23 protein-coding genes are annotated in these 21368 nt (G+C 54.7%); 18 read left to right on the top strand and 5 right to left on the bottom strand.

All coding sequences use genetic code 11. The annotated features are described in order from the left end of the window. Nucleotides 1–109: 109 nt before the first annotated feature. From RAC89_RS15385 to RAC89_RS15395, 3 genes are all read left to right on the top strand, one after another. Nucleotides 110–733: an FHA domain-containing protein gene (locus tag RAC89_RS15385; RefSeq protein WP_306614497.1), complete on the top strand. Its 624-nt coding sequence runs from the start codon at nt 110–112 to the stop codon at nt 731–733. 31 nt (nt 734–764) lie between these two features. Next, nucleotides 765–2063 carry a UDP-N-acetylglucosamine 1-carboxyvinyltransferase gene (gene murA / locus RAC89_RS15390; protein WP_306614498.1) on the top strand — a complete coding sequence of 433 codons (1299 nt, stop codon included), beginning with the start codon at nt 765–767 and terminating at the stop codon, nt 2061–2063. Nucleotides 2064–2478: 415 nt separating this feature from the next. Further along, a complete protein-coding gene (locus RAC89_RS15395) occupies nt 2479–3255 on the top strand; it encodes a dioxygenase family protein (RefSeq protein WP_306614499.1) in 777 nt (258 codons plus the stop codon). 48 nt (nt 3256–3303) lie between these two features. Here the strand turns inward: RAC89_RS15395 and RAC89_RS15400 are convergent, their stop codons facing one another. From RAC89_RS15400 to RAC89_RS15410, 3 genes are all read right to left on the bottom strand, one after another. Continuing rightward, complete coding sequence (locus RAC89_RS15400) at nt 3304–3843, bottom strand: hypothetical protein (RefSeq protein WP_306614500.1); 540 nt, start codon at nt 3841–3843, stop codon at nt 3304–3306. Nucleotides 3844–3949: 106 nt separating this feature from the next. Further along, nucleotides 3950–4186: a hypothetical protein gene (locus tag RAC89_RS15405; protein ID WP_306614501.1), complete on the bottom strand. Its 237-nt coding sequence runs from the start codon at nt 4184–4186 to the stop codon at nt 3950–3952. Between the two features lie 79 nt (nt 4187–4265). Next, nucleotides 4266–5108, bottom strand: a complete 843-nt coding sequence (locus tag RAC89_RS15410; RefSeq protein ID WP_306614502.1) for a Cof-type HAD-IIB family hydrolase — start codon at nt 5106–5108, stop codon at nt 4266–4268. Between the two features lie 139 nt (nt 5109–5247). Between RAC89_RS15410 and RAC89_RS15415 the strand changes: the two genes are divergently transcribed. The 9 genes from RAC89_RS15415 to RAC89_RS15455 all read left to right on the top strand — a co-directional run bounded on the left by RAC89_RS15415 (nt 5248) and on the right by RAC89_RS15455 (nt 12352). Then, nucleotides 5248–6336 carry an S-layer homology domain-containing protein gene (locus tag RAC89_RS15415; protein WP_306614503.1) on the top strand — a complete coding sequence of 363 codons (1089 nt, stop codon included), beginning with the start codon at nt 5248–5250 and terminating at the stop codon, nt 6334–6336. A gap of 191 nt (nt 6337–6527) precedes the next feature. Further along, complete coding sequence (locus RAC89_RS15420) at nt 6528–7298, top strand: hypothetical protein (RefSeq protein WP_306614505.1); 771 nt, start codon at nt 6528–6530, stop codon at nt 7296–7298. Nucleotides 7299–7324: 26 nt separating this feature from the next. Beyond that, nucleotides 7325–7822, top strand: coding sequence for a hypothetical protein (locus RAC89_RS15425; protein ID WP_306614507.1), 498 nt, complete (start codon nt 7325–7327; stop codon nt 7820–7822). A 25-nt stretch (nt 7823–7847) separates the two neighbouring features. Then, entirely contained in the window at nt 7848–8255 is a 408-nt protein-coding gene (locus RAC89_RS15430; protein WP_306614509.1) for a DUF2254 family protein, read from the top strand. Next, nucleotides 8221–8904: a DUF2254 family protein gene (locus tag RAC89_RS15435; protein WP_483874684.1), complete on the top strand. Its 684-nt coding sequence runs from the start codon at nt 8221–8223 to the stop codon at nt 8902–8904. The genes RAC89_RS15430 and RAC89_RS15435 overlap by 35 nt, the downstream gene beginning before the upstream one ends. A gap of 82 nt (nt 8905–8986) precedes the next feature. Then, nucleotides 8987–9781, top strand: coding sequence for a thymidylate synthase (gene thyA, locus RAC89_RS15440; protein ID WP_306614512.1), 795 nt, complete (start codon nt 8987–8989; stop codon nt 9779–9781). A gap of 33 nt (nt 9782–9814) precedes the next feature. Then, complete coding sequence (locus RAC89_RS15445; protein ID WP_306614513.1) at nt 9815–10312, top strand: dihydrofolate reductase; 498 nt, start codon at nt 9815–9817, stop codon at nt 10310–10312. 78 nt (nt 10313–10390) lie between these two features. Further along, nucleotides 10391–10705 (top strand): hypothetical protein, encoded by a 315-nt coding sequence (locus tag RAC89_RS15450; RefSeq protein ID WP_306614514.1) that lies wholly within the window; start codon nt 10391–10393, stop codon nt 10703–10705. A 90-nt stretch (nt 10706–10795) separates the two neighbouring features. Further along, nucleotides 10796–12352, top strand: a complete 1557-nt coding sequence (locus RAC89_RS15455) for a histidine kinase N-terminal 7TM domain-containing diguanylate cyclase (protein WP_306614515.1) — start codon at nt 10796–10798, stop codon at nt 12350–12352. A gap of 113 nt (nt 12353–12465) precedes the next feature. Here the strand turns inward: RAC89_RS15455 and RAC89_RS15460 are convergent, their stop codons facing one another. After that, nucleotides 12466–13656, bottom strand: a complete 1191-nt coding sequence (locus tag RAC89_RS15460) for a glycosyltransferase family 2 protein (protein WP_306614517.1) — start codon at nt 13654–13656, stop codon at nt 12466–12468. Between the two features lie 147 nt (nt 13657–13803). Here RAC89_RS15460 and yyaC point away from each other — a divergent pair, with 147 nt between their 5' ends. The 4 genes from yyaC to RAC89_RS15480 all read left to right on the top strand — a co-directional run bounded on the left by yyaC (nt 13804) and on the right by RAC89_RS15480 (nt 18968). Beyond that, complete coding sequence (yyaC, locus tag RAC89_RS15465) at nt 13804–14346, top strand: spore protease YyaC (RefSeq protein ID WP_306614518.1); 543 nt, start codon at nt 13804–13806, stop codon at nt 14344–14346. Next, a complete protein-coding gene (locus RAC89_RS15470) occupies nt 14343–16148 on the top strand; it encodes an ABC transporter ATP-binding protein (protein WP_306614519.1) in 1806 nt (601 codons plus the stop codon). The genes yyaC and RAC89_RS15470 overlap by 4 nt, the downstream gene beginning before the upstream one ends. A gap of 309 nt (nt 16149–16457) precedes the next feature. After that, nucleotides 16458–16748, top strand: coding sequence for a hypothetical protein (locus RAC89_RS15475; RefSeq protein ID WP_306614520.1), 291 nt, complete (start codon nt 16458–16460; stop codon nt 16746–16748). A 135-nt stretch (nt 16749–16883) separates the two neighbouring features. Further along, on the top strand, nt 16884–18968 hold the full coding sequence (locus tag RAC89_RS15480; protein WP_306614523.1) for a putative bifunctional diguanylate cyclase/phosphodiesterase: 2085 nt from the start codon (nt 16884–16886) through the stop codon (nt 18966–18968). On the opposite strand, the gene RAC89_RS15485 is transcribed toward RAC89_RS15480, so the two are convergent. Further along, nucleotides 18965–19729, bottom strand: a complete 765-nt coding sequence (locus RAC89_RS15485; RefSeq protein ID WP_306614525.1) for a sulfite exporter TauE/SafE family protein — start codon at nt 19727–19729, stop codon at nt 18965–18967. The genes RAC89_RS15480 and RAC89_RS15485 overlap by 4 nt on opposite strands. A gap of 221 nt (nt 19730–19950) precedes the next feature. On the opposite strand from RAC89_RS15485, the gene RAC89_RS15490 reads away from it, so the two are divergent. Together RAC89_RS15490 and RAC89_RS15495 are read left to right on the top strand one after the other, a co-directional pair. Continuing rightward, on the top strand, nt 19951–20337 hold the full coding sequence (locus RAC89_RS15490) for a VOC family protein (RefSeq protein WP_284644162.1): 387 nt from the start codon (nt 19951–19953) through the stop codon (nt 20335–20337). Between the two features lie 86 nt (nt 20338–20423). After that, entirely contained in the window at nt 20424–21044 is a 621-nt protein-coding gene (locus RAC89_RS15495) for a DUF3298 and DUF4163 domain-containing protein (protein WP_306616104.1), read from the top strand. Nucleotides 21045–21368: the final 324 nt, after the last annotated feature.

The following is a 21368-nucleotide window of genomic DNA, read 5'->3' on the forward strand; positions in this document are numbered from 1 at the left end:
ACGAAAGCCGGAGGGAAATCAACTGGATACTTACGCTTGTCTTTATGTGATCCGGGGAGAGCCTTATAAGCCCGGCACTTGTATACAACTATCGTCGGAGGACGCGGTCGTGGGCCGTTCCTCGAAGCAATATGCACCCGATGTCGGCTTCTCCAACGCCTTTGTCTCCCGAAAGCATATGATTGTGCGCAGGGAAGGAGAACAGGCCGTGCTGTATGACCTGAACAGCAGACACGGTACGGAGCTGAACGGCGTACGCATTGAGCCCAATAAGCCCTACCCGCTTAAGTCGTTCGACATCATCAAGCTGGCCAAGGGGATGGCCGTTCTTCATTTTTCTTATTTATTCGCCGACCAGACACTCGAGCTGGAGCCTTTGACCCACACGATGCAGATGGACGCCCTCGTGCCTCCGCTGGAGCTGGACTGGGAGAAGCGGGATGTCATTGTGGAGGGTAAGCGGATTTCGATGTCCGAGAAGGAATATTTGCTCATTAAGACCTTGTACGACCACGCGAACAAGCTGGTCACGCTGGATGAGATCAAGCAGCGGGTATGGCCCGAACGAACGACAGGTGTGGACGGCGCGCCCGATGTCAGTGTGGATGAGCTCAACGCACTGGTGTACCGCATACGCAAAAAATACGGCAAGGATACCTTCACGATCAGCGCGGTCCGGGGTAACGGCTACGTGCTGGAATGGAACGAGGGTCAAGGTCCGGCCAATAGGTAACCATGTCCATAACGAAAGTGGGAACTTTTCGATGAGATACATACAAGTCGAGCCCTCGGGACCGCTGCAGGGGACGATTCGCATTCCCGGCTCGAAGAACAGCTCTCTGGCGCTGCTGGCCGCCTCCTGTTTGGCGGATACGGTGGTTACGCTGGAGGGCATACCGTATATTTATGATGTGAAGGTCATACGGCAGATCGGCAAGGATATCGGACTTAAGATGACAAGGACGGATGCTGGAGATATTGTCATAGACCCGCGTTATATTTACAGTACGACGATCGACCCGGGCAAAGCCTCCTCCTACCGGGCGTCTTATTATTTTGCCGGGGCGCTGCTGGCCAAATTCGGCAAGGTGACCATCGGCTTCCCCGGAGGGGATAATTTCAATTCGCGGCCGATCGATCAGCATATGAAGGCGTTCCGTGCGCTTGGCGCGGACTTCCGCATGTACGAGGATTATTACGTCGTAGAGGCGAAGGAGCTTCGCGGGGCCGATATTTACTTCGATACCATTACCTCAGGGGCGACGATCAACAGCTTGCTGGCCGCTGCCCGGGCGAAGGGCCGAACGATGCTGTACAATGCGGCTACGGATCCCGAGGTAGTCGATACGGCCAACTTCCTGAACCAACTGGGAGCCCAGATCTATGGGGCGGGCACGGACCGGATTCGCATTGAGGGCGTGCCTTATCTCGGGGGCACATCCTACGCCGTGATTCCGGATCGGCTTGTCGCCGGCGCCTTCTTGATGGCCGCAGGCCTAACGGGAGGCACGATTACGCTGAAGGATGTCATTCGGGAGCATCTCGAATCGTGTACGGCGAAGCTGCGGGAGGTCGGTCTCGAGATCGAGAGTGACGAATCGAGCATGACCGCACACGGCACGGGCAAGCTGAAGGCGACCCGCATTCGTACGGCGATGTATCCGGGCTTCGCGACCGACCTGCAGCAGCCGATGACCTCGCTGCTCACCATGGCGCCCGGTAAGAGCATCATAACGGAGACGGTGTACCCGCACCGCTTCAACCATGTGCAGCAGTTGAACCGGATGGGAGCGGACATTGAGCTGCGCAAGGAAAGCGCCTATATTCGCGGCGGCCGTCCGCTGCAGGGAGCATGGGTGCATGCCACCGACGTTCGGGCCGGGACATCGCTCATCCTTGCGGGGCTTGCGGCCCAAGGCGTAACCCGCATCACCGGAGTCGAGCATATCGAGCGTGGTTACGAGGACGTGATGGAGGGCTTCCGTCTGCTCGGAGCCAACCTGGCGCTTTGCGAAGAGGAAAGCCCTGCTGAATGGAAGAGGACAGCTGACGGATTGATCTGATCTGATCAGAGGGAAGAGACATGGAAATGCCCTCTTTTTTGAAAGTCGGGGTACGCGAAAGCTGCAAAAGTGCAGAAATTCACGATCCCAATCCAAGTTCAGTACTTGATTTGTGATAAAACGCATCTTTTAGAGCGCTCAGCGGCTGAAAATGGGCAAGTGTTCCCAAAATGTTGTATATTTGCAGAAATCCATTCCATTTTGAGGGAAAATTACGGAAAAAGTTGCATTTTTGCAGAAAGCTGCCGCTCAAAGCTTTTAAGTTAACCGGCCACTGGCCGGTTTTTTCTGTTTGGGTAGGAAGGGTGCCGGTTACACTAAGGGGAATAGCGCTGCATGAGATTGACGGAGGCAAAGCAACGTGTTATATTTAACTTACAAAAAGTAAGCTACTTAAAATAAGGAGATGTACAAGATGATGCCATCCCTGTTTTTAGCTCATGGTTCGCCTATGATTGCATTGGAGGATACGGCATACACCAGGTATTTGGAGCAGCTGGGCGCAGGTTTGAAACCAAAGGCGATTGTTATCTTTACCGCCCATTGGGAGAGTCCTGTACTCACGGTTTCCTCTATGGATAGCGTCTATGAGACGATCTATGATTTCGGCGGGTTTCCGCCGGAGCTATATGCTGTGAAATATGAGGCGCGAGGTTCGGTGGTGCTGGCGTCACAGGTGAAGAAGCGGTTCGAGCAAAAAGGCATCGAGGTGCGAACCGATACCTCCCGCGGCCTGGATCACGGCTCGTGGACGCTGCTTCGCCGACTGTTTCCGAAGGCGGACATACCGGTAGTGCAAATTTCCGTACATCCGTTCCTGCCTCCGAGCGAGCAGTATCGCATCGGAGAGGCGCTGCAGGGCATCGGGGAAGAGGATGTGCTGGTCATCGGCAGCGGTGTGACCGTCCACAATCTAAGGGCGCTTCGCTGGGACCGCCCGCGTGACTCCAACCCGGAAGCCTGGGCCGTGGAGTTCGACGATTGGATCATCCGGCATGTCGAAGAGCGCCGGCTGGAAGAGCTGTACCGCTGGGAGGAGCTGGCGCCGCATGCCCGCTTGGCCGTGCCTCGCGAGGAGCATTTCGTCCCGCTGTTCATAGCTCTCGGGAGCGGGGATCCGTCCCGTAAGCCGAAGGTGCTGCACCGCAGCTATGATTTTGGTACGCTGAGCTACTTATGCTTCGAATTTTAATATAAAAATCCCCCGGACCAAACTATCATGGACCGGGGGATTTTTATATTAGCCGTAGCAATAAAATTGATTGACGCGGTGCAGATCCAAGCCGAAGTACACCCAGTACCCGAAGGGGCCAAAGCCGTACCAGCGGTAACCGGCAAGCGAACGGCGGCCTACGAATGTTAAGTACACCCAATACTGCTCGCCGTTATCCTGCAAGATGTAAACATACCGGTATAAGCAGCGGCGGATACTCCCGGGATCGACAGCCATAACCGACGGCGCCAGCTGCGGGGTGAAAGCCGGAGGCGGGGATTGCGGCGCTCCGCCTTGAGGTGCCGGCGGAGGCCCTCCGGGACTGCCTGGAGCCGGTGGGGGGAAGCCGGGACCACCGCCCGGGAAGCCGCCGGGGCCACCGCCCGGGAAGCCGCCGGGACCGCCGCCCGGGAAGCCGCCGGGACCGCCGCCCGGGAAGCCGCCTGGGCCACTGCCCGGGAAGCCGCCGGGACCACCGCCGGGACCACCGCCGGGGAAACCTCCTGTGCCAGGAAAACCCGGGAATAAAGAACGATAGCTATCAGCTGGGTACACATATGGATTCATCGTTAATCTCTCCTCTTACGGGCCATATTGGCAAGAGCCCATTACACCATCACTATATGCGGCGTTTGCCCATTCGTGATTGTCCGTAGAGGAGAATTTTCCGGAATTACCCAGCGGCTCCAGGTGTCTTGATTCGTGTATCCGACGTCACGATATCCCAGAGAGCATACATGCCGCCGGCAAAGGCGATGGCCATGAGAATGAACTCCGCGAGAAACATATACGCCGGATATTTCCGCTTGACCAGGAACAGCGAAACGGCACATACGAGAAGGAAGATGATGATTTGCGTTAAATAGCGCTCTTTAATAATAAGCAGGATATTATCGATGTACTCAGCCACGAGGTGTCCTTCTTTCCCCAGTAATTTCTAAAGGTATCTGACGCAGTAGGCGGGTAAAAGTTACGATGGCCGACAGCGTTTATACGGTCTGAAGTACGAACTTTTCCACCACATGCTTCACGCCTTCGTCGTTATTGCTGAATGTAACGTAATCGGCGATTTCCTTCAGGGAATCCACGGCGTTGCCCATGGCGACGCCAAGTCCGGCGACCTCCAGCATTTCCCGGTCGTTCCAGCTGTCCCCGATGGCGATAACCTCGGACAGATCGTAGCCGAACATGCCGGCCAGGTAGTCCAGCGCATGCCCTTTGGTCCCCTCGCTATGAACCACCTCGAGAAAATGCGGCTTCGACTTCGTGATATGCACTTGACCGTTCAGCGCGGCGCGAAGCTCGGCTGCGACCTCATCCAATCTGGCCGGGTCATCAATCATCAGCAGCTTGGTAGAGGGCTTTCCGATCAATTCTTCGAAGTTAGGGTATACGGTATAAGGAATTTTAGATAATGCCGCATAGTCCCGGGCCTTGTGGTTATCTTCCTTTACATACAATATATCGTCATGATAGGCCTGCAGATGAAGTCCGTTCCGCTCGCAATAATCATAAATATACCTAGCCGCTTCCAAAGGCACAGTCCGTTCGTAAAGAACCTTCTCGTCGAAGAGATTTTTGACCAGCGAGCCCTGATAGGTGATCAGCGGCACATTCAGCCCTAGCTGCGCGGCCAGCTGCTTAGCCGATGCATACATGCGCCCTGTGGCCAAAGTAACGGTGACGCCCTTCGCGATTGCCTCCGCGAGCGCTTGCTTCGTGCCGGGCAAAATCTGCTTTTCATCATTAATTAGGGTATCGTCAATATCAATTGCGAGCATTTTATACTTCATATCTTTGACGCCTGCCTTCCTTAGCATAATAGCCCTCATTATAACGGACCTTCTTTATTTTTCAAGAGGCTTGTCCCGGTTGTTTCAATATATTCCCATACCGGGTAATCACTAGTGCCAAAGGACGATATGCATGGAAACGCTTCGTGCGGCTAACGAACCAGAGGAGGTTGATCCGATGAGAGGGAACAGGTTGAGCAAGTTCATAGCAGGTGCAGCCATGCTGCTAGTTCTCATGCCGGGGGGAGCAAGCGCAGCGCCCGGTCAGGGGGCCAAGCTGAATGTGCAATGCATGGCTGACCAAAAGTCCGTCGGCAAGGGCGGAACGATCGGATATCACATTTTATATCACAACGTGGATAATCAAAGCATGTCCAAGGCGTGGCTCAAGGTGAAGGTGCCGGAGGGTCTCGAGGTGGAAGCGGCATCGGGTGCAAACTGGAATGTCGCGAGTCGGATTCTCCAGTGGAATCTGAAGGACATCAAGGCGAAAGGAGCGGATGTCCTTCACTTTAACTTAAAAGTGAAGGCCGATGCGAAGGAGGGCAGCTCCTTCGATATGGCCTGTGCCGGCGGGGTAGATGCCGACCTTGGGATGGAGCTGCCCCCGGTCCGCGTGGTCTTGGGCACGGAGCTGCACCAGCCGGTATTTAACGGGTATCCCGACGGGGGATTCCACCCGGCCGCTTCCTTGACCCGCGCCGAAACGGCTGCCGTCATCGCACGCCTCTCGAATCTGACGGGCGAATCGACCACCGTGACTTACAGCGACGTTACCGCTGATCACTGGGCTGCGGAGTATATCCGCAAGGTTACGGCAGCAGGCTACATGACCGGCAATGAAGGCCGTTTTCGGCCCGAGCAGCCGATTTCCCGAGCGGAATTCGTCGCCCTGATCTTAAAGGTACGCGGTGTGCAAGCTTTCCCTTTGCCAGGCTTCCTTGATGCGGAAGGGCATTGGGCGAGCGAAGCGGCAGCTACGGCCAAAGCGCTGCGATTGATGGAGGGCTCGGACGACGACGCTGCCGCTCTGGAGCTGCCGGTAAACCGGGACGTTGCCGCCAAGTGGCTCAGCCTCATTTATTACCGCGGCGCTCTGCAGGATGGCGCTGCAGAGGTCGTGCAGCATTGGCCGGATGTGCCGAAGCGGCACTGGTCCTTTGGCTGGGTAGAAGAGCTGTCCCTGATTGCTCATGAAGGGGAGCACAAGGCGCCTATGAAAGAGGACCTGATCAGGTACCTCCCGGATCAGACGGAGCCCTTTTAAATGACATAAACCCCAGATGCCCGACACTTCAGTAAGTGTAGGGATCGTCTGGGGTTACTTTACTTTCCGGTCAGCAAAATCGCGGAATCGCCTTCACAAAAAAATAACTGGAAACCTTTGTATAGAAAAAAGGGGCGGCAGAAACAATACCATCGAGGGGTCTTCGCATTTCTCAAAGGAGGAGAAGAAAAGTGGAGCAGCAGCAAGGGAAACCGATCCGCTACCCCAAAATGCATCTTTCCGTATTTACGCTGAATCATCTCAGTGTACGCAATCCGTTCGTCGTCATGTGGTGGTCGGCAGCTATTCCGGGCTATGGCCACATGATTCTGGGAAAATACGGACAGGGCTTCGTGCTGGTGGTATGGGAATTTTTCAACAACTACAACGGCAAATTGAATTATGCGATTTATTATTCCATGATCGGCGATTTTACCTTGGCCAAGCAGGTGCTTCACCAAAGCTGGATTATTCTCTACGTGGCTGTTTATGTTTTTACCCTGTGGGACAGCTACATGAAAACCTTGGATATGAATAAGCTGGCCCAGCTGTGCGGTCATCAGTTTGATTTGCAGCCTCCGATGGTCATAAAAGCTCATGGCATCAACTATCTCCGGGTTTACAAGCCTTGGCTTGCCCTGCTGTATTCCAGCTTCATGCCGGGATTGGGCCACATTTACTTGCAGCGGTTAATTTCGGGTGTCTTCATCATCGTTTTTTGGGTATTAACCTGTTATTACTCCCATTTCCCGGAGGCGGTTCATATGACCATGATCGGTGATTTCACCGGAGCAAAGTCGGTGCTAAACCCGGAATGGCTTCTGTTCATGCCTTCCTTATACGTATACGGTATGTACGAATCCTATGATAGTGCGAAGCATTTTAACCATTTGTATCGAATGAATCAGGCCGAGTTTCTACGCAAGAACTACCAGCACCGGGAATTTCGAATGCCTATATAACATAGGTAAGGAGCGGGTTTTAAGTCATGTATCTGGTGTCTACCTTTCACCATTCCTTTGAGGTGGAGCTTTTGTTGAATCGGATGGAGGAGGCAGGAGTTACTCGACAAAATATAATGGTACTCCCTCTGAACCAGGAGGAATGGCGTGTTAATCGAATTTCCGCTACGTCGACAGGGGGCAGTAACATTCTGGATATCCCCTTGGCTATCGGTACGGCAGCGATGCTGCTCGGGGTTATTTATGGGTATGTGTTGTATTTGGGACCCGTGCTTTGGGGATTATTTGGGCTGGTCGGGGGGACGCTGGGGACTTTGGGGGTGGCATCCATCGCTCAACGAAAGTCAAAGAAGCACGGGAAGAAGAGCCGCGGAGGGAGCGAGATTCTCATCCTGCTGCGCTGTGACCCTTCGGAAGAGCGGATGCTGAAGGAGCTGATTAAGGATTTCGTCCCTCATGGTTATGCCAAGCTGGATATACCCGGCGGTGACGAACGGACAGGGGCGATGCCCGATCGGCAATAGAAAACATTCGCATGGAGGCAGCGCGATGAACCTACCTTTTCCCCAAAAAAACGTTTCGTTTTGGCTCATCCCTTTATTGTATATCTTGTTCGCCTTACTATTGGCTTTTCTTATTGATAGTCTCGATCGACCAGGGCAAGGAAACCTGGAGCGGATGATCCCATCCGTTTTCTTGACCCGCGCGGAGCTGGCGGACTCGGTTTTGACGGCGAATGCCACGTCGCTCCTGACAATGACAACGATCACCTTTTCCGTAATGATGGTTGTGCTCTCCACCTATGCTTCACAGTACTGTACTCCCCGAGAACGCTTCCGAATTTCATTAAGAGCAAAATTATGGCTCATGCGCAAGGAATCTCTTTGCCGGATTTACCTACTCAGTAGCGTCGCTGCTGAATTTGAAACGGGTCTCCAAAGAAGACATGGTGCCTGATGCTGCGATCGGTGTCTTTTTTGCTGTGGTTTGCTTGATTTTCTTTGTGATCTTCTTTCACTTTGTATCCAAATTTATTCAAGTCAATTATTTGATACACATAATTACCGACCATGCGGACCAAATCATTCAAGAAATCCGGCAGCTTGGCAGCTTGGAGAAATCTCGCGAGGCCGGAGCCGAGAGTCCGCTATGCATATATGCCAAGCAGGAAGGCTATGTCCGTTATGTTCAAATCCGCCCAATGGTTGATTTGGCCATGCAGGAGGGCCTTTATTTGAAATTGGCGCCGAAAGTAGGGCAATACGCCGAGAAGGGCTCGTTGTTGTTTGAGGTCTGGGGGAGCCAAGATTCCGCCGGACTCGAGCCGGCACTGACCAAGAACGTCTCGTTGGGACTGGACCGAACGAATCAGCAGGACTTGGTTTATGTTATGGAAAAGATCATTGAAACCGGACTCCGTGCCATTTCTCTGGGTATTAACGACCCCAATACAGCCATCTACTGCATACGCGAGCTGAGTCTCATTATTAAGAGACTTGGAGACTGGAAGGGGAGTCACTGGATAATAAAAGACCGGACAGGTGAGCCGCGCATGGAAATCCCATTTTATTCTTTTGAAGAGCTCAGCGGCTTGTGGCCTATCTGAAGGTAAGCTAGTCTATCCGGGCAGGAGTTTTGGCGCAGGGTGTCGAAAGAGTAGAGATAGAATTTCGACCATGAGGTGACCCATGAAAGCATATTTGGATTTATTGAAGGACATTTTAGAGCATGGCGTGCAAAAAGGGGACCGCACCGGGACCGGTACGGTATCGGTATTCGGCAGGCAGCTGCGAATCGACCTTTCCGAAGGGTTTCCGCTGCTGACCACCAAGAGACTGCATATTAAATCGATCGTTCATGAGCTGTTATGGTTTTTGAGCGGAAGTACGAATATTAAATATTTACAGGACAACGATGTTACGATCTGGGATGAGTGGGCCGACGAAGAGGGGAACCTCGGAAGAGTGTACGGAGCGCAGTGGCGCACCTGGCTTGGGCCGAACGGCCAGACCGTCGATCAGATCGACAGCGTGATTCGCCAGATCAGAAGCAATCCGGATTCCCGCAGACATCTGGTGAGTGCCTGGAACCCTGCGGAGGTGGACGGCATGGCGCTGCCGCCGTGTCATTACGCTTTTCAATTCTATGTGGCGAACGGCAGGCTGAGCTGCATGTTCCAGATGCGGTCGGTAGATACGTTCTTAGGGCTGCCGTTCAACCTGGCCTCTTATGCGCTGCTGACACACATGGTGGCGCACCAGTGCGATCTGGAGGTCGGCGACCTGATCTGGACGGGGGGAGACGTTCATATTTACTCCAACCACCTGGAGCAGGTGAACCGGCAGCTGACCCGTGAGCCGTATCCGCTTCCGAAGCTCGAGATCAAGCGGAAGCCGGAATCCATTTTCGACTATCAATTCGAGGACTTTGAGTTCGTCGGATATCAGTATCATAAAGGCATTAAGGCGCCGATTGCGATTTAGGCAGTGGCAGAGCTGAGAGGACGGATTCGGACAATGATTTCCTATATATTCGCTATGGATGAGAACCGCGGGATTGGGGTGGACAATAAGCTGCCTTGGCGCCTGCCTGCCGATTTGGCCCGGTTCAAGAAGCTGACGCTGCAGCACACGATCCTGATGGGCCGCAAAACCTTTGACTCTATCGGCCGCAAGCCTCTGCCGAAGCGGCGCAATGTGGTACTGACCCGCGATACGACGTTTCAGGCCGAAGGCTGCGAGGTCATTCACTCCATCGACGAGGTAGTGTCGCGTTATGGCGGCTTGGAAGAAGAGGAGCTGTTCGTCATTGGCGGTACGGAGGTATTCGCTTTGCTCATGCCGCATGCGGATAAAATGTACGTTACGGAGATAGCGCACCGTTTCCCCGCAGACACCTGGTTTCCGGAGGTCGACCCGGCCGAATGGAAGGCCGTCCTGCGCGAGAAGGGCGTGAAGAATGAAGACAATCCCTACGATTACGAGTTCGTTGATTATGTGCGCGTTAGGGCATAACGGGGAATGAAATTCCCCTGTTTCGCGCATCTTAACCTTTGAAATCCATTCCATGAGAAGATAAGGGAGATGCCGAAGATGACAGACGTGAAACAGCATCAAATGCCTTTACGGCACGTAATCGATAATGCGGAGAAAGCGATTCAGGTCGCTACGGATGCAGAAATGGCAGTACGCCACGCACAGCTGGACTCGAACCCGCAGCAGCTGCAATCCGCGATTGCCCAGCTGGAGACGGCGAAGCGCAACCTGGAGCAGGCGCACAGTCAGATCGAGGCGCAGGATAACGAAGGCTTGCAGGAGCTGGTGCAAATCAAGCAGCAAATGGAAAATTCGATGCAGAGCATCGAAATGGTGTCGCTCGGTACCGAGCAGCCGAAGCAAATGCGGTAAGGTACGCATAAGCACAGTAGCCGACAGCCATGACGGATGTCGGAGCCTGTGCTTTTTTTATGTAAAATATTACCTGGGGTGGTGAGATGCGTGCTGCAGTATTCATTTCCTTATTCAACGCTGATTAACTTCATTGTGTTCGCACTGCTGGGGCTCTATGCTTTGCGGTACCGGAAGCGTCCCGGGGGAGCGTATTTCGTAGGGATGACGCTTCTGCTTGCCTTCAACGCCTTCGCCAGCATCATGGAGCTGATGTCGGCCCCCTTCGAGACGAAGCTGTTTTGGCGCAATTTGCAGCAGATTCCGCTCCTTCTCTCTCCGATTGCTTGTCTCGGTTTAGTTCTCGACCTGACAGGAATGAAACGAACCAAAAGGGACACGCTCCTCAAGCTGATTACGATCCCAGCCGTCGTTTATTTGATTCTTATTTTTACGGATTCCTATCACCATCTGATGCGGGTGAACGTTACGCTGGAGCCTTTCGGCCAAACCGAGCGGATTCGCGTACAATCTACGAATTTGAGTATTTTCTTTCTGGTGACCGCGCGGATCATCGGCTTATTGACCCTAGCGGTAATGCTTCTTCATTTGCGTAAGGTATCGCGATTTTACCGGAACCAGCACTTGCTGGTGATGGTCGCCCTCTTGTTCCCATATGTGTTCACACTGCTATCTTATATCAGCGATGTGCAGATAAGTGTATCTCTTTCTACGATTCCAATGGGCATTTTGCTCTTCTACGCCTTGTTTCAATATAAATTGCTGCGGGTCCGGCCTCTTGCCAAAGAGAAGGTGTTCGAGGTGATCCAGGACGGCATCTTGGTGGTCGATCCGCATGGGTTGATCGCGGATGTTAACCCTGCGGGACTCCGCATATGGAGGGAGCTGGCAGAGGGGGGGCTGAACCGGGTCCACGGAGAGAAGCTGGAGGAGAGCTTGTCGAACTATCCTGAATTGCTGAGCTTATATAAACTAGGGGAGCAGGCGGCGATTCGGCTTCAAATCCGGCAGCGCCATTATTCGGTAAGCCTGCTGCCCATAACGGAGGAAGGAATCAGCGCGGGCGCCCTCCTGCTTTTTGCGGACATTACGGATCGTCATCACTATGAGTCTGATCTGCTGAAGCGGGCGACAATGGACGGACTTACGCAGGTATATAATCGGCAGCACGTTATGGAAATGACGGAGAAAGCTCTGGCGGACATGGAGCCCGAAACGGCGTCTTTGGCGCTAATGCTTTTGGATATCGATTACTTTAAAAGCATCAACGATACCTATGGGCATCACGTTGGAGATCAGGTGCTGGAGCAGTTTGCCCTTGTGCTTAAGCGGGAGGCGAAGGACAAGGGGCTGGTAGGGCGTATGGGGGGAGAAGAGTTCGCTGTGGTGCTGCCGGGTTATGAGCCGGAAAGCGCATATCCGGTTGCGGAGAATATCAGAAAGGCGGTTGAAGGACAGGCGATCCGGCCGGAAGGGCTGCTGGAGCCGATCCGTATTACCGTGAGCATCGGAATCGCCGGAACGAAGCGGGCCAGCAGCACCTTCAAAGAGCTGTACCAGCAGGCGGACGAAGCGCTCTACGAAGCCAAGAAGCAAGGCCGCAACCGGACGATGGGAAAGGAGGGCTTGGACGAAGCCCGCGGATAAAAAAGAGGACACGCTGAACGTGTCCTTGACAGGGGATTTATGGGACTTGCAATGGAACTTTGGTATTGCTAAGTCCATTGTACAACAGGGCGCTTTCCAACAGTGTTAATGTTTTATGAAGATGATCCCCGCATGCGCTTTAATTCCTTGAGAGAGTAAAAGGTGCCGCGCCAATAAATGCCGCCCTGGCGCAGTGTTAGATAGACCGAACGGGCCAAGACATAGCAGAAGAAGAGCGATGTTGCCGGAATGGCGATCAGCTCCCATACCCGGAAGTCGGAGGTCGAAGGCATAAGAGTCAGATAGCAGACAGCCATTAGGGCGATGCTGGCCAAATACAACCATCCGGCGGGCTGAGGGAGCAGCAGCAAGCCAAGCCAAGGTGCCGTGAAGAAGGCAAGCTGGCCGAGCAGGGCAGCCACAGCCAGCCAGGTGCGGTAGCCGAAGCCGGAGAACAAATTTTTCTCGAGGCCCCGGACCGCCGCATGCAGATGCGGATACCACTCGACGGCCAGATGCTCCGTCGCCGCGGCGAGCCGCTGGCGCAGCCGGTACCGCTTTACGAGCCGGCCCAGCTGCAGATCGTCGTCCGGCCGAAGGGCGATGGCGCGGTGCGTGCCGATCTTCTCATAGGCCTCCCGCGTAATCATATTGAAGGCGCCGATGCCCATGCCGCCTCGATCGGTAAAGTCGTTGTTTGCCTGCCAGGGCCGAATGCCCATATGGAACGAGAAGAAAAAGTATTGCACGAACGCCCTTAGCTGCAGGCTTTTGGCTATCATCCGGGGAAGCAGCGCCAGATGGTCGGCATGCTCCTGCTGCAGGAAGCGCACGGCATCCTCAACGGCATGCGGCTCGAAGAGAATATCCGCATCGGTAAACAGCAGAAGATTGCCCCGCGATTCCAAATAGCCCTGGTATAGAGCATGGTTTTTGCCGAGCCAGCCGTCCGGCAGCTTCGTAATGTGAATGACCCGCAGCGGGATGCCAAGTCCGCTCTTGCCTTCGGACCAGCGCCGGAGCTCGTCCAGCCTGGTGCCCGTCGCATCCTGCGAGCGGTCATTGACGGCGATGATTTCAAGTCTCGGGTACGTTTGGCTTATCAAATGCTTGACCGTATCGGTGATGGAGGATTCCTCCTCCTTGGCGGCGATAATGACGGAGACGAGAGGTGTGGGAAGCCCGGACGCCGACGCTTGCTTCGGCATAGTAATAATGTAACGGCGGGCCCGGAGGGTGTCCCATGCCATGGCCAGCCAGTAGAGAAGCGATACAATGGCAAGAATCGACAGGAAGGTGCTCATGACGGTTGCGGGCTCCTTTCTCAAGGCTTGATTGACCGCATTATATCATGAGGCTCTTGACGTTACCAAACGCCCGTCTTGATGCCGGGTACGATCATGTTACAATAGATGGATACATAGGATTAGATTACGGAAGGGGCAGCGAGAATGAAGGAGTCTTCGGCACAGCCTTTGTTTCGGAGAAGACTGCGGGGGGAGGAGCTGCATCACTTTTTGGAATCGATTGCCGCCCAAGGTACAGGGGCCGACGGGCTGCTGTTTCTTTGCATCGGAACGGATCGGTCCACGGGCGATGCGCTCGGGCCGATCGTCGGCACGCTGCTGGAAGAAGCGGGGTACCGTCATGTAGTAGGCACACTGGCTTCGCCGCTGGATGCGAGCAATATGGTGGAGCGGATCAAGCAGGTGCCCCTGCAGGATTACACGGTAATTGCAATTGACGCTTGCTTGGGGCAGCAGGCATCGCTTGAGAGCTATCAGGTTTCGAACCAGCCGATTGAGCCGGGCAAGTCGCTCGGGAAGCTGCTCCCGCCTTTGGGGGATTACTCCATTGCTGCGATTGTGAATGTGGATACAGGGCAAAAGTATGCCATCCTGCAAAGCACCTCCTTGTACCGGGTGATGAGGATGTCCCGCGAGATCGTCTCGGCCGTACAGAAGGTATTTCCGGTAGGGGGACAAGACGTATGAGAGAAGGCTGGAGCGGGGGCTCTCATCGGCTGCAAGGCCGTGGGAAGGCTACGCTGAAGGATGTATCGCTTCGCCGGATTTACCGGCTGTTTCGGGGCTACCGCCTGCCTCTGGCAGGTATTCTGCTGCTTGCGCTCAGCGGGGCGGTCATCGGACTGCTGCCCCCGCTTGTGATGCGCGAAATTATCGACAGCTCGCTTCCCGAGGGGAATATGCAGGAGCTGCTGTGGCTGGTTGGGCTGATGGTCGTGCTGCCGCTCGCGAGCGGATTGCTCGGCGTATGGCAAAACCACGAGAATACGAAGGTCGGACAGGGAGTCATGAGAGACCTGCGGCAGTCGCTGTTTGCCAATCTGCAGCGGCAGTCCATGAGCTTCTTCACGGAGGCGAAGTCGGGCGAGATCATTCAGCGCCTGACAGGCGATGTACAGGCGGTGCAAAATGTCGTCACCACATTGGTCGTATCCGCCGTGACGCAGGCGGTGATCGTGGTTACAACCGTGGTCATCCTGTTCGCCCTTGATTGGCAGCTGGCGGTATTGTCTACGCTCATCCTGCCGTTATTTATTTTGCCGGTTCACAAGGTGGGCGAGGTGCGCAAGAGACTGCGCGGGGAAACGCAGCGGATCCGGGGCACCATGTCCGCCCAGCTGGGCGAAATCTTCGGGGTGTCGGGCGCGCTGCTGACGCGAATTTTTCAGCGGGAGCCGGAGCAGCAGAAGGAATTCACAAGACTGAACCAGCAGGTGATGGATTTGGAGCTGCGTCTCAACCTGGTCGGGCGCTGGTTCGGGATGTTTGTGAACGTACTTGGTCCTCTGGGAACGGCCTTGATCTATTTGTACGGCGGCTGGAAGGTGATGGACGGAGCGTTGACGATCGGCGGCATTGTTGCCTTCTCCGCTTACCTTGGGCGGCTCTATGGACCGATCGGGACGCTGCTTAACCTTCATGTGGAGGTGGCCACTGCCCTTGGTGTGTTCCAGCGCTTGTTCGAGTACGAGGACTTGGAGCCGGAGGTGTCGGACGCGCCGCATGCCGCGGTACTGCCGCCGGTGAAAGGGCATGTGCAATACCGCGGCGTCGGGTTCGCCTATGCTTCAGGACACGAAGCGCTGAAGGATGTCAGCTTCGAGGCCAGGCCGGGCGAGGTCGTCGCTCTGGTCGGTCCGAGCGGAGCCGGCAAATCAACGCTCATCGGCCTGCTGGCGCGGCTGTATGATCCGACGTCCGGGGCCGTATTGGTCGACGGTTACAACGTGAAGGAGGTGACGCTGGCATCGCTTCGTGCACAGATCGCCTTTGTCACGCAGGAATCGTTCCTGTTTCATGCCAGCGTCGGGGACAATTTACGGTTTGCCCGTCCGGATGCCTCCGATGCGGAGCTGGAAGAAGCATGCAAGCTTGCCTATATCCACGACACGGTTGCCGCTCTCCCCCAGGGGTATGACACCATGGTAGGGGAGCGGGGGCACAGGATGTCCGGGGGAGAGCGCCAGCGGCTTGCCATCGCCCGGGCGATCCTGAAGAATCCGCGCATCCTCATTCTGGATGAAGCGACAAGCCATCTCGATTCGGAGTCGGAGTCGTACGTGCAGGCAGCACTCGACGGCCTCATGCGCGGACGGACGACGCTCGTTATCGCGCACCGCCTGTCGACGATCCTGTCGGCCGACCGGATCGTCGTGCTGGAGGAAGGCCGGATCGCCGAGTCCGGCCGCCACGAGGAGCTGCTGGCCGCGGACGGCCTCTATGCGAGGCTGTATCGGACGCAGTTCGCCAAGGCGGAGGGCGGAGCGTAGCACCACAAGCCAGGGCCGGGGCCCGTGAGCCGAGCAAGGCGGGAAATCCGCCTCGCCGGAGCTGGTCCCGGCCGGCTTCCGCCCTGAGGCGGCCGTTTCATTTTATACCCCATGTCATCCCACCCACCGCCTTTCTCCGGTTGATCCCACTGCAATAAAACTACCCGCGAATTCGCCCCATGAACCTGAACCCCGTGAGTATGATCGCATTCGTCCAAGCCGAGACAATTTCCTCACATACCGACGAAGACACGCATATATAATGAATATTACATTTGTCCTCGACACGCTAAGAAAGGGGCGATGAGCATGCGAAACATACGACATGTGAACCTAGCCGATCAGCAGGGCCGCGTGTACTGCTGTTTGCGCAACCGGGTAGTTGATCTCGATGATGCGCAGAAAGAACGATTTTGCAGCAGCTGTATCATGTACGCAGGGGATGCGCAGGGACTCGGTGTGGAATGTGAGTGGGAGGATGCGAGGGCCGTGGAGGACCCTCATACCGTAACGGATCCGCAAGAGGAGTGGCGCAGTAATCAGGTAAAACAAATACCGAATGACAGCCTTGCGGCTTCTTTCATAATAGATTGGGACTAGAGGAGGAATTTGCAAATTATTGTCGAAATATGTAGGTACAACTACAGGTGTTCAAGAAGGTGAATTATGTATCCGGGACTTTCAACCTATGTCTTCATAGCCATTTTCCTCGCCGGAATAGCGCTTTTATACTTTATGCAGCGGCATCGCAATGGTGGAATACAGCCGAAGGGCCTGTTTCTGTCCGGCGGAAACCAGATAGCTTTGCCCGGCAGCGATGCAACCTGGCAATTAGAGCTGTCGTCAATGCGGCTCACCCTGCAGTACCATTCACAAGGGCTTGAAGCGGGAGGCGAGTCTTCGGACGTTGTCTCCCGTTACGTTCACCCCAATGATCTGGTGCTGCTGAACAGCACCATTGAACAGCATATGGACAACGGGGGTCCTATGCGGCTTGAGGTGCGCATTCGCCATCATGCCGAAGACGGGTGGCAGTGGATGGAGCTGCTGGGACAAGCCCAGGGGGACCGCACAAGGTCGGTTCATTACCTTCACGGCATCGCATGGAACATCGAGGAACGGAAGCGGCAGGAGCTGGCACGGCTGGAGTCGGATGAGAAGTATCGGCTCATTTTTCACAATATGCCGGTCATGGCTCACATGCTTGACGCAGGCGGTCTCATTCACGATGTGAATCCCTTCTGGCTTTCCCGCACGGGCTATACCCGCGAGGAAGTTATAGGCAAGCGCTCTTATGAGTTCATGGAGCCGGCCTCAAGGGCCTACTTGCTGGAGGTTCACATTCCGAAGCTTAGAGAGACGAGTGTCCTCGATAATGTGGAGATTCAATGGACTACTAAGTCCGGCGAGGTCATGGACAGCCTGGTATACACCCGCGTCGTACGTGACGACCAGGGCAGAATGATTCACGGCTTTACTGTAATTCGGGACATTACGGAGCATAAAAAGGCGGAAGCGAAGGCGGACAATCTTATCTACCACGACATCCTGACCGGGCTGCCCAATCGGATGATGTTCCACGAGCGGTTGTCCTTTGCGCTGATTCAAGCGAACTTGTACGAGACGGGGCTTGCCGTCGTCCTTATTGACCTGGATCGGTTCAAAATGATTAACGACAGTCTGGGGCATCAGGCAGGCGATCAGGTGCTTCTTCATGCAGCCCATATTTTGCAGAAGCATATTCGTCCCATGGATACCGTGGCGAGACTGAGCAGCGATGAATTTGCGCTCCTGCTTCCGGATGTGAGCAGGCCGGAGGATGTCTTTCCGCTGGCGGACAAGCTGTTAACCGAGCTAAGAAAGCCTTTTGTTTTGGAAAAGCAGGAGTTTTACATATCCGCAAGCATGGGAATCAGCTTTTATCCGCAGGATGCCGACAACACCGATCTGTTGATCAAAAATGCGGACATGGCGATGTATTATGCGAAGGAAAAGGGCCGAAACACCGCAGAGGTATTTCATCAGGAGATGACCTTGAAGGTCAGCCGGAAGCTTCAGCTGGAGAGCAGTATGCGAAGGGCGCTGGAGCGGCAGGAGTTTCGTGTATTTTTCCAGCCGCAGCAGGATATTGCTACGGGACGGCTGTTCGGTATGGAGGCTCTGATCCGTTGGGAATCGAAGGAGCATGGTCCGATATCCCCGGCGGAATTCATCCCGATTGCCGAGGAGAGCGGTCTGATCGTTCCGATCGGCCAGTGGATTCTTGAGGAGTCGTGCCGCCAGACGAAGCAGTGGATGGACCGCGGCTTTGAGCCGCTCAGCGTATCCGTCAATATATCGGGCAAGCAGTTCCAGCAGCGGGATTTTGCCGCAACGGTGAAGAAGGTCTTAGAGGATACGGGTCTTGACCCTTCTTATCTCTGCCTGGAGATTACGGAAAGCACGGCCATCCATGACGCCGGCGCCACCAAGGCGGTGCTGGAGGAGCTGATTGAGCACGGCATCCGGTTTTCCATCGATGATTTCGGGACGGGTTACTCCTCTTTGTCCCTGCTGAAGCTGTTTCCGCTGTACGCCATCAAAATCGACCAATCCTTCGTCCGCAACATGACGAATGTCGAGGAGGACGCCGCCGTAGTGCAGGCGATCATCGCCATGTCGCATGGGATGAAGCGAAAGGTGATTGCAGAGGGAGTGGAGACACGGCAGCAGCTGGAGCGTTTGAACGCCATGGGCTGTGACGGCTACCAGGGCTATTTTATCAGCCGGCCGGTGCCTATGCAGGAATTCGAGCAAATGTTCCTGCAATCCGCCCGTTAGTGCATCAAATCCCAGAGCTGCTTGCCGATCAAGAGCGTAGTGACGAAGAGGAAAAGCGGCTTTACATAGCGGGAGCCTTGACGGATGGCGAACTGGGACCCGACAAGCGCGCCGAAGATCATCGCGACGCCCATGGGAAGCCCGTACCCGATATGAACGGATTTCAACAGGAAAAAGGAAACCAGGCTTGCGATATTGCTGGCAAAATTCAGCACCTTCGCATTGGCGGAGGCACCGACGAAATCGAAGCCGAGCAGCAGGAACAGGAACAGCAGGAAAGAGCCGGTTCCAGGCCCGAAGAATCCGTCATAGAAGCCTAATACGAGAGCACAGACCGCGGCTCCGATCGTACGCCCTGCTGTCAGCGGAGCTTGTACGGCGGAGCCGCTCCAGCTTTTCTTAAGCAGTGTGTAGATCAGCACAACGATCAGCATCGTAACGACCAGCGGCTTTAGAAAGGTCGAAGGTACCAGGTGAACGGAGTACGTTCCGAGTGCCGACCCGGCAAAGGACAAAGGGAAGAGCGCGAGCACCAGCTTGCCTTTGATTTTACCGGAGAAAAGGAAGGACGCCGTGCTGGTCAGCGACGATAAGGTGCCGCCCAGCTTGTTGGTCCCGAGCACCATGCCGGGAGGCAGTCCCGTGAGCAGCAGGGCAGGAAGCGAAATGAGGCCGCCACCTCCCACGACGGAGTCGATGAATGCGGCAACGAAGCCTGCGGCGATCAGAAACAGGAGCATATCGAATGAGGGCAGTTCCATAATGTGTAAGTCTCCTCGGCAGTAAAGTAAGCTTCTATATTTGTTAAGGCCCGGACATGAAAACCAGTAGATCAGTATAGCAAATAATGTCGAATCGGACAAATGGTATGTCTTGTAAGGACTAGGAAGTATGCGTTTTCATTGCAATCCGGGAGCTTCCGTGCTATTCTTCGGGAATAAGTGGAAAATACTAATCTGACGAAGAAGGGTGTGGCTAAAGCATGATTCATAAGCTGGAGCATGTGGGTGTGCGTGTAAATGATATGGACGCATCGATCCGTTTTTATACGGAGGTGCTGGGGCTTCGGCTGGTGAAGCGGGCAGCGCTGGAGGACGGGGCGGAGCTCGGCTTTCTGTCGTTTCCGGGATCGGACAATGTGGAGATCGAGCTGATCGGCCGCGGCTCGGACGGGCTGTCGGACAGCGGCAAGGTGCATCATATCGCCTTCACGGTAAGCGACATCGAAGACGAGATTGCACGATTGAAGAGCCACGGGGTACAGATGATTCATGAAACGCCTCAAACCATTCTGGACGGCGCCAAGCTCGCCTTTTTCTTCGGACCGGACGGGGAACGTCTGGAGTTGTTTCAACCCGCTGCCAAATAGGAGCTTTTTTCTGCAATGACAGGAACACCCTGTTCCCCTCCTGCATACAATGCTTTAGCGATTAGGTAAGAGCCTAGGGAGTGGGAATGGATATGGTGCTGGATACGAGGATACGAATGGAACGGATCGTCACGCGGAAGCTGGTAAAGCCCAGGCTGGAGGTCAAATATCCCCAGGTACATGGGCTGAGAAGCCGTTTTGCAGAGCAGATGATCAATCATTCCATTCTGGATGCGGTGTACGATCTGATTCGGACACAGGGGTATGTGAATAATCCCGAGATGACGATTACGGGAACCTACGAGACGAAGCTGCACAAGAACGGACTGGCCAGCTTCGTTTATGAGAATTACGGCTACAGCAAGGGTGCGGCTCACGGAATGACCTACAAGAGCTCTCAGACCTTCGGTCTGGACGACGGCAGGGAATACAAGCTGGGCGATATGTTCCTGCCCGGCAGCGATTGGGTGAAGCGCATAAATGAGATCATCCGGCGGGAGTTTAAGGAGAGGGACATTCCGATGCTGGCGGAGTTCAAATCCATCCGTCCCGATCAGCCTTACTTCTTAACCGATCGGGCCATCGGCATTTATTTTCAGCTGTACGAATACACGCCGTATGTGTACGGCTTCCCCACCTTCGAGATTCCGTTCGGGCAGGTGAAGGACATCTTGGATCCGAACGGGCCAGCGGGCCGTTTGATGTAATTGACACAACCTTGAAGTCTCGGCCTTACGCCGGCGGCTTCAAGGTTTTTTGTAGCTGTGAGAAGACCGTCAGGTGTTGGGCAAGGGATGTGATGATGCTGTTGAAGTCAATTTTATAATGACTTGAATTCAATCGCACAAAATCTGCCCATTAAGATGATGATATAACCTCCTGATGCCCTGTAACGTGATTTTTTCATCTTACGGTGGCAGATGAACACATATTTGCTACAGTAAGATGATTTCATAACGTTACAAGGAGCGTTACCGGGCCGTGTGGAGCTAGACTAGAAAGTAGACACACTCTATCAGCGACCTGGTACA

The organism is Paenibacillus sp. GD4, assembly GCF_030846225.1.
Lineage (GTDB): Bacteria > Bacillota > Bacilli > Paenibacillales > NBRC-103111 > Paenibacillus_G > Paenibacillus_G silviterrae.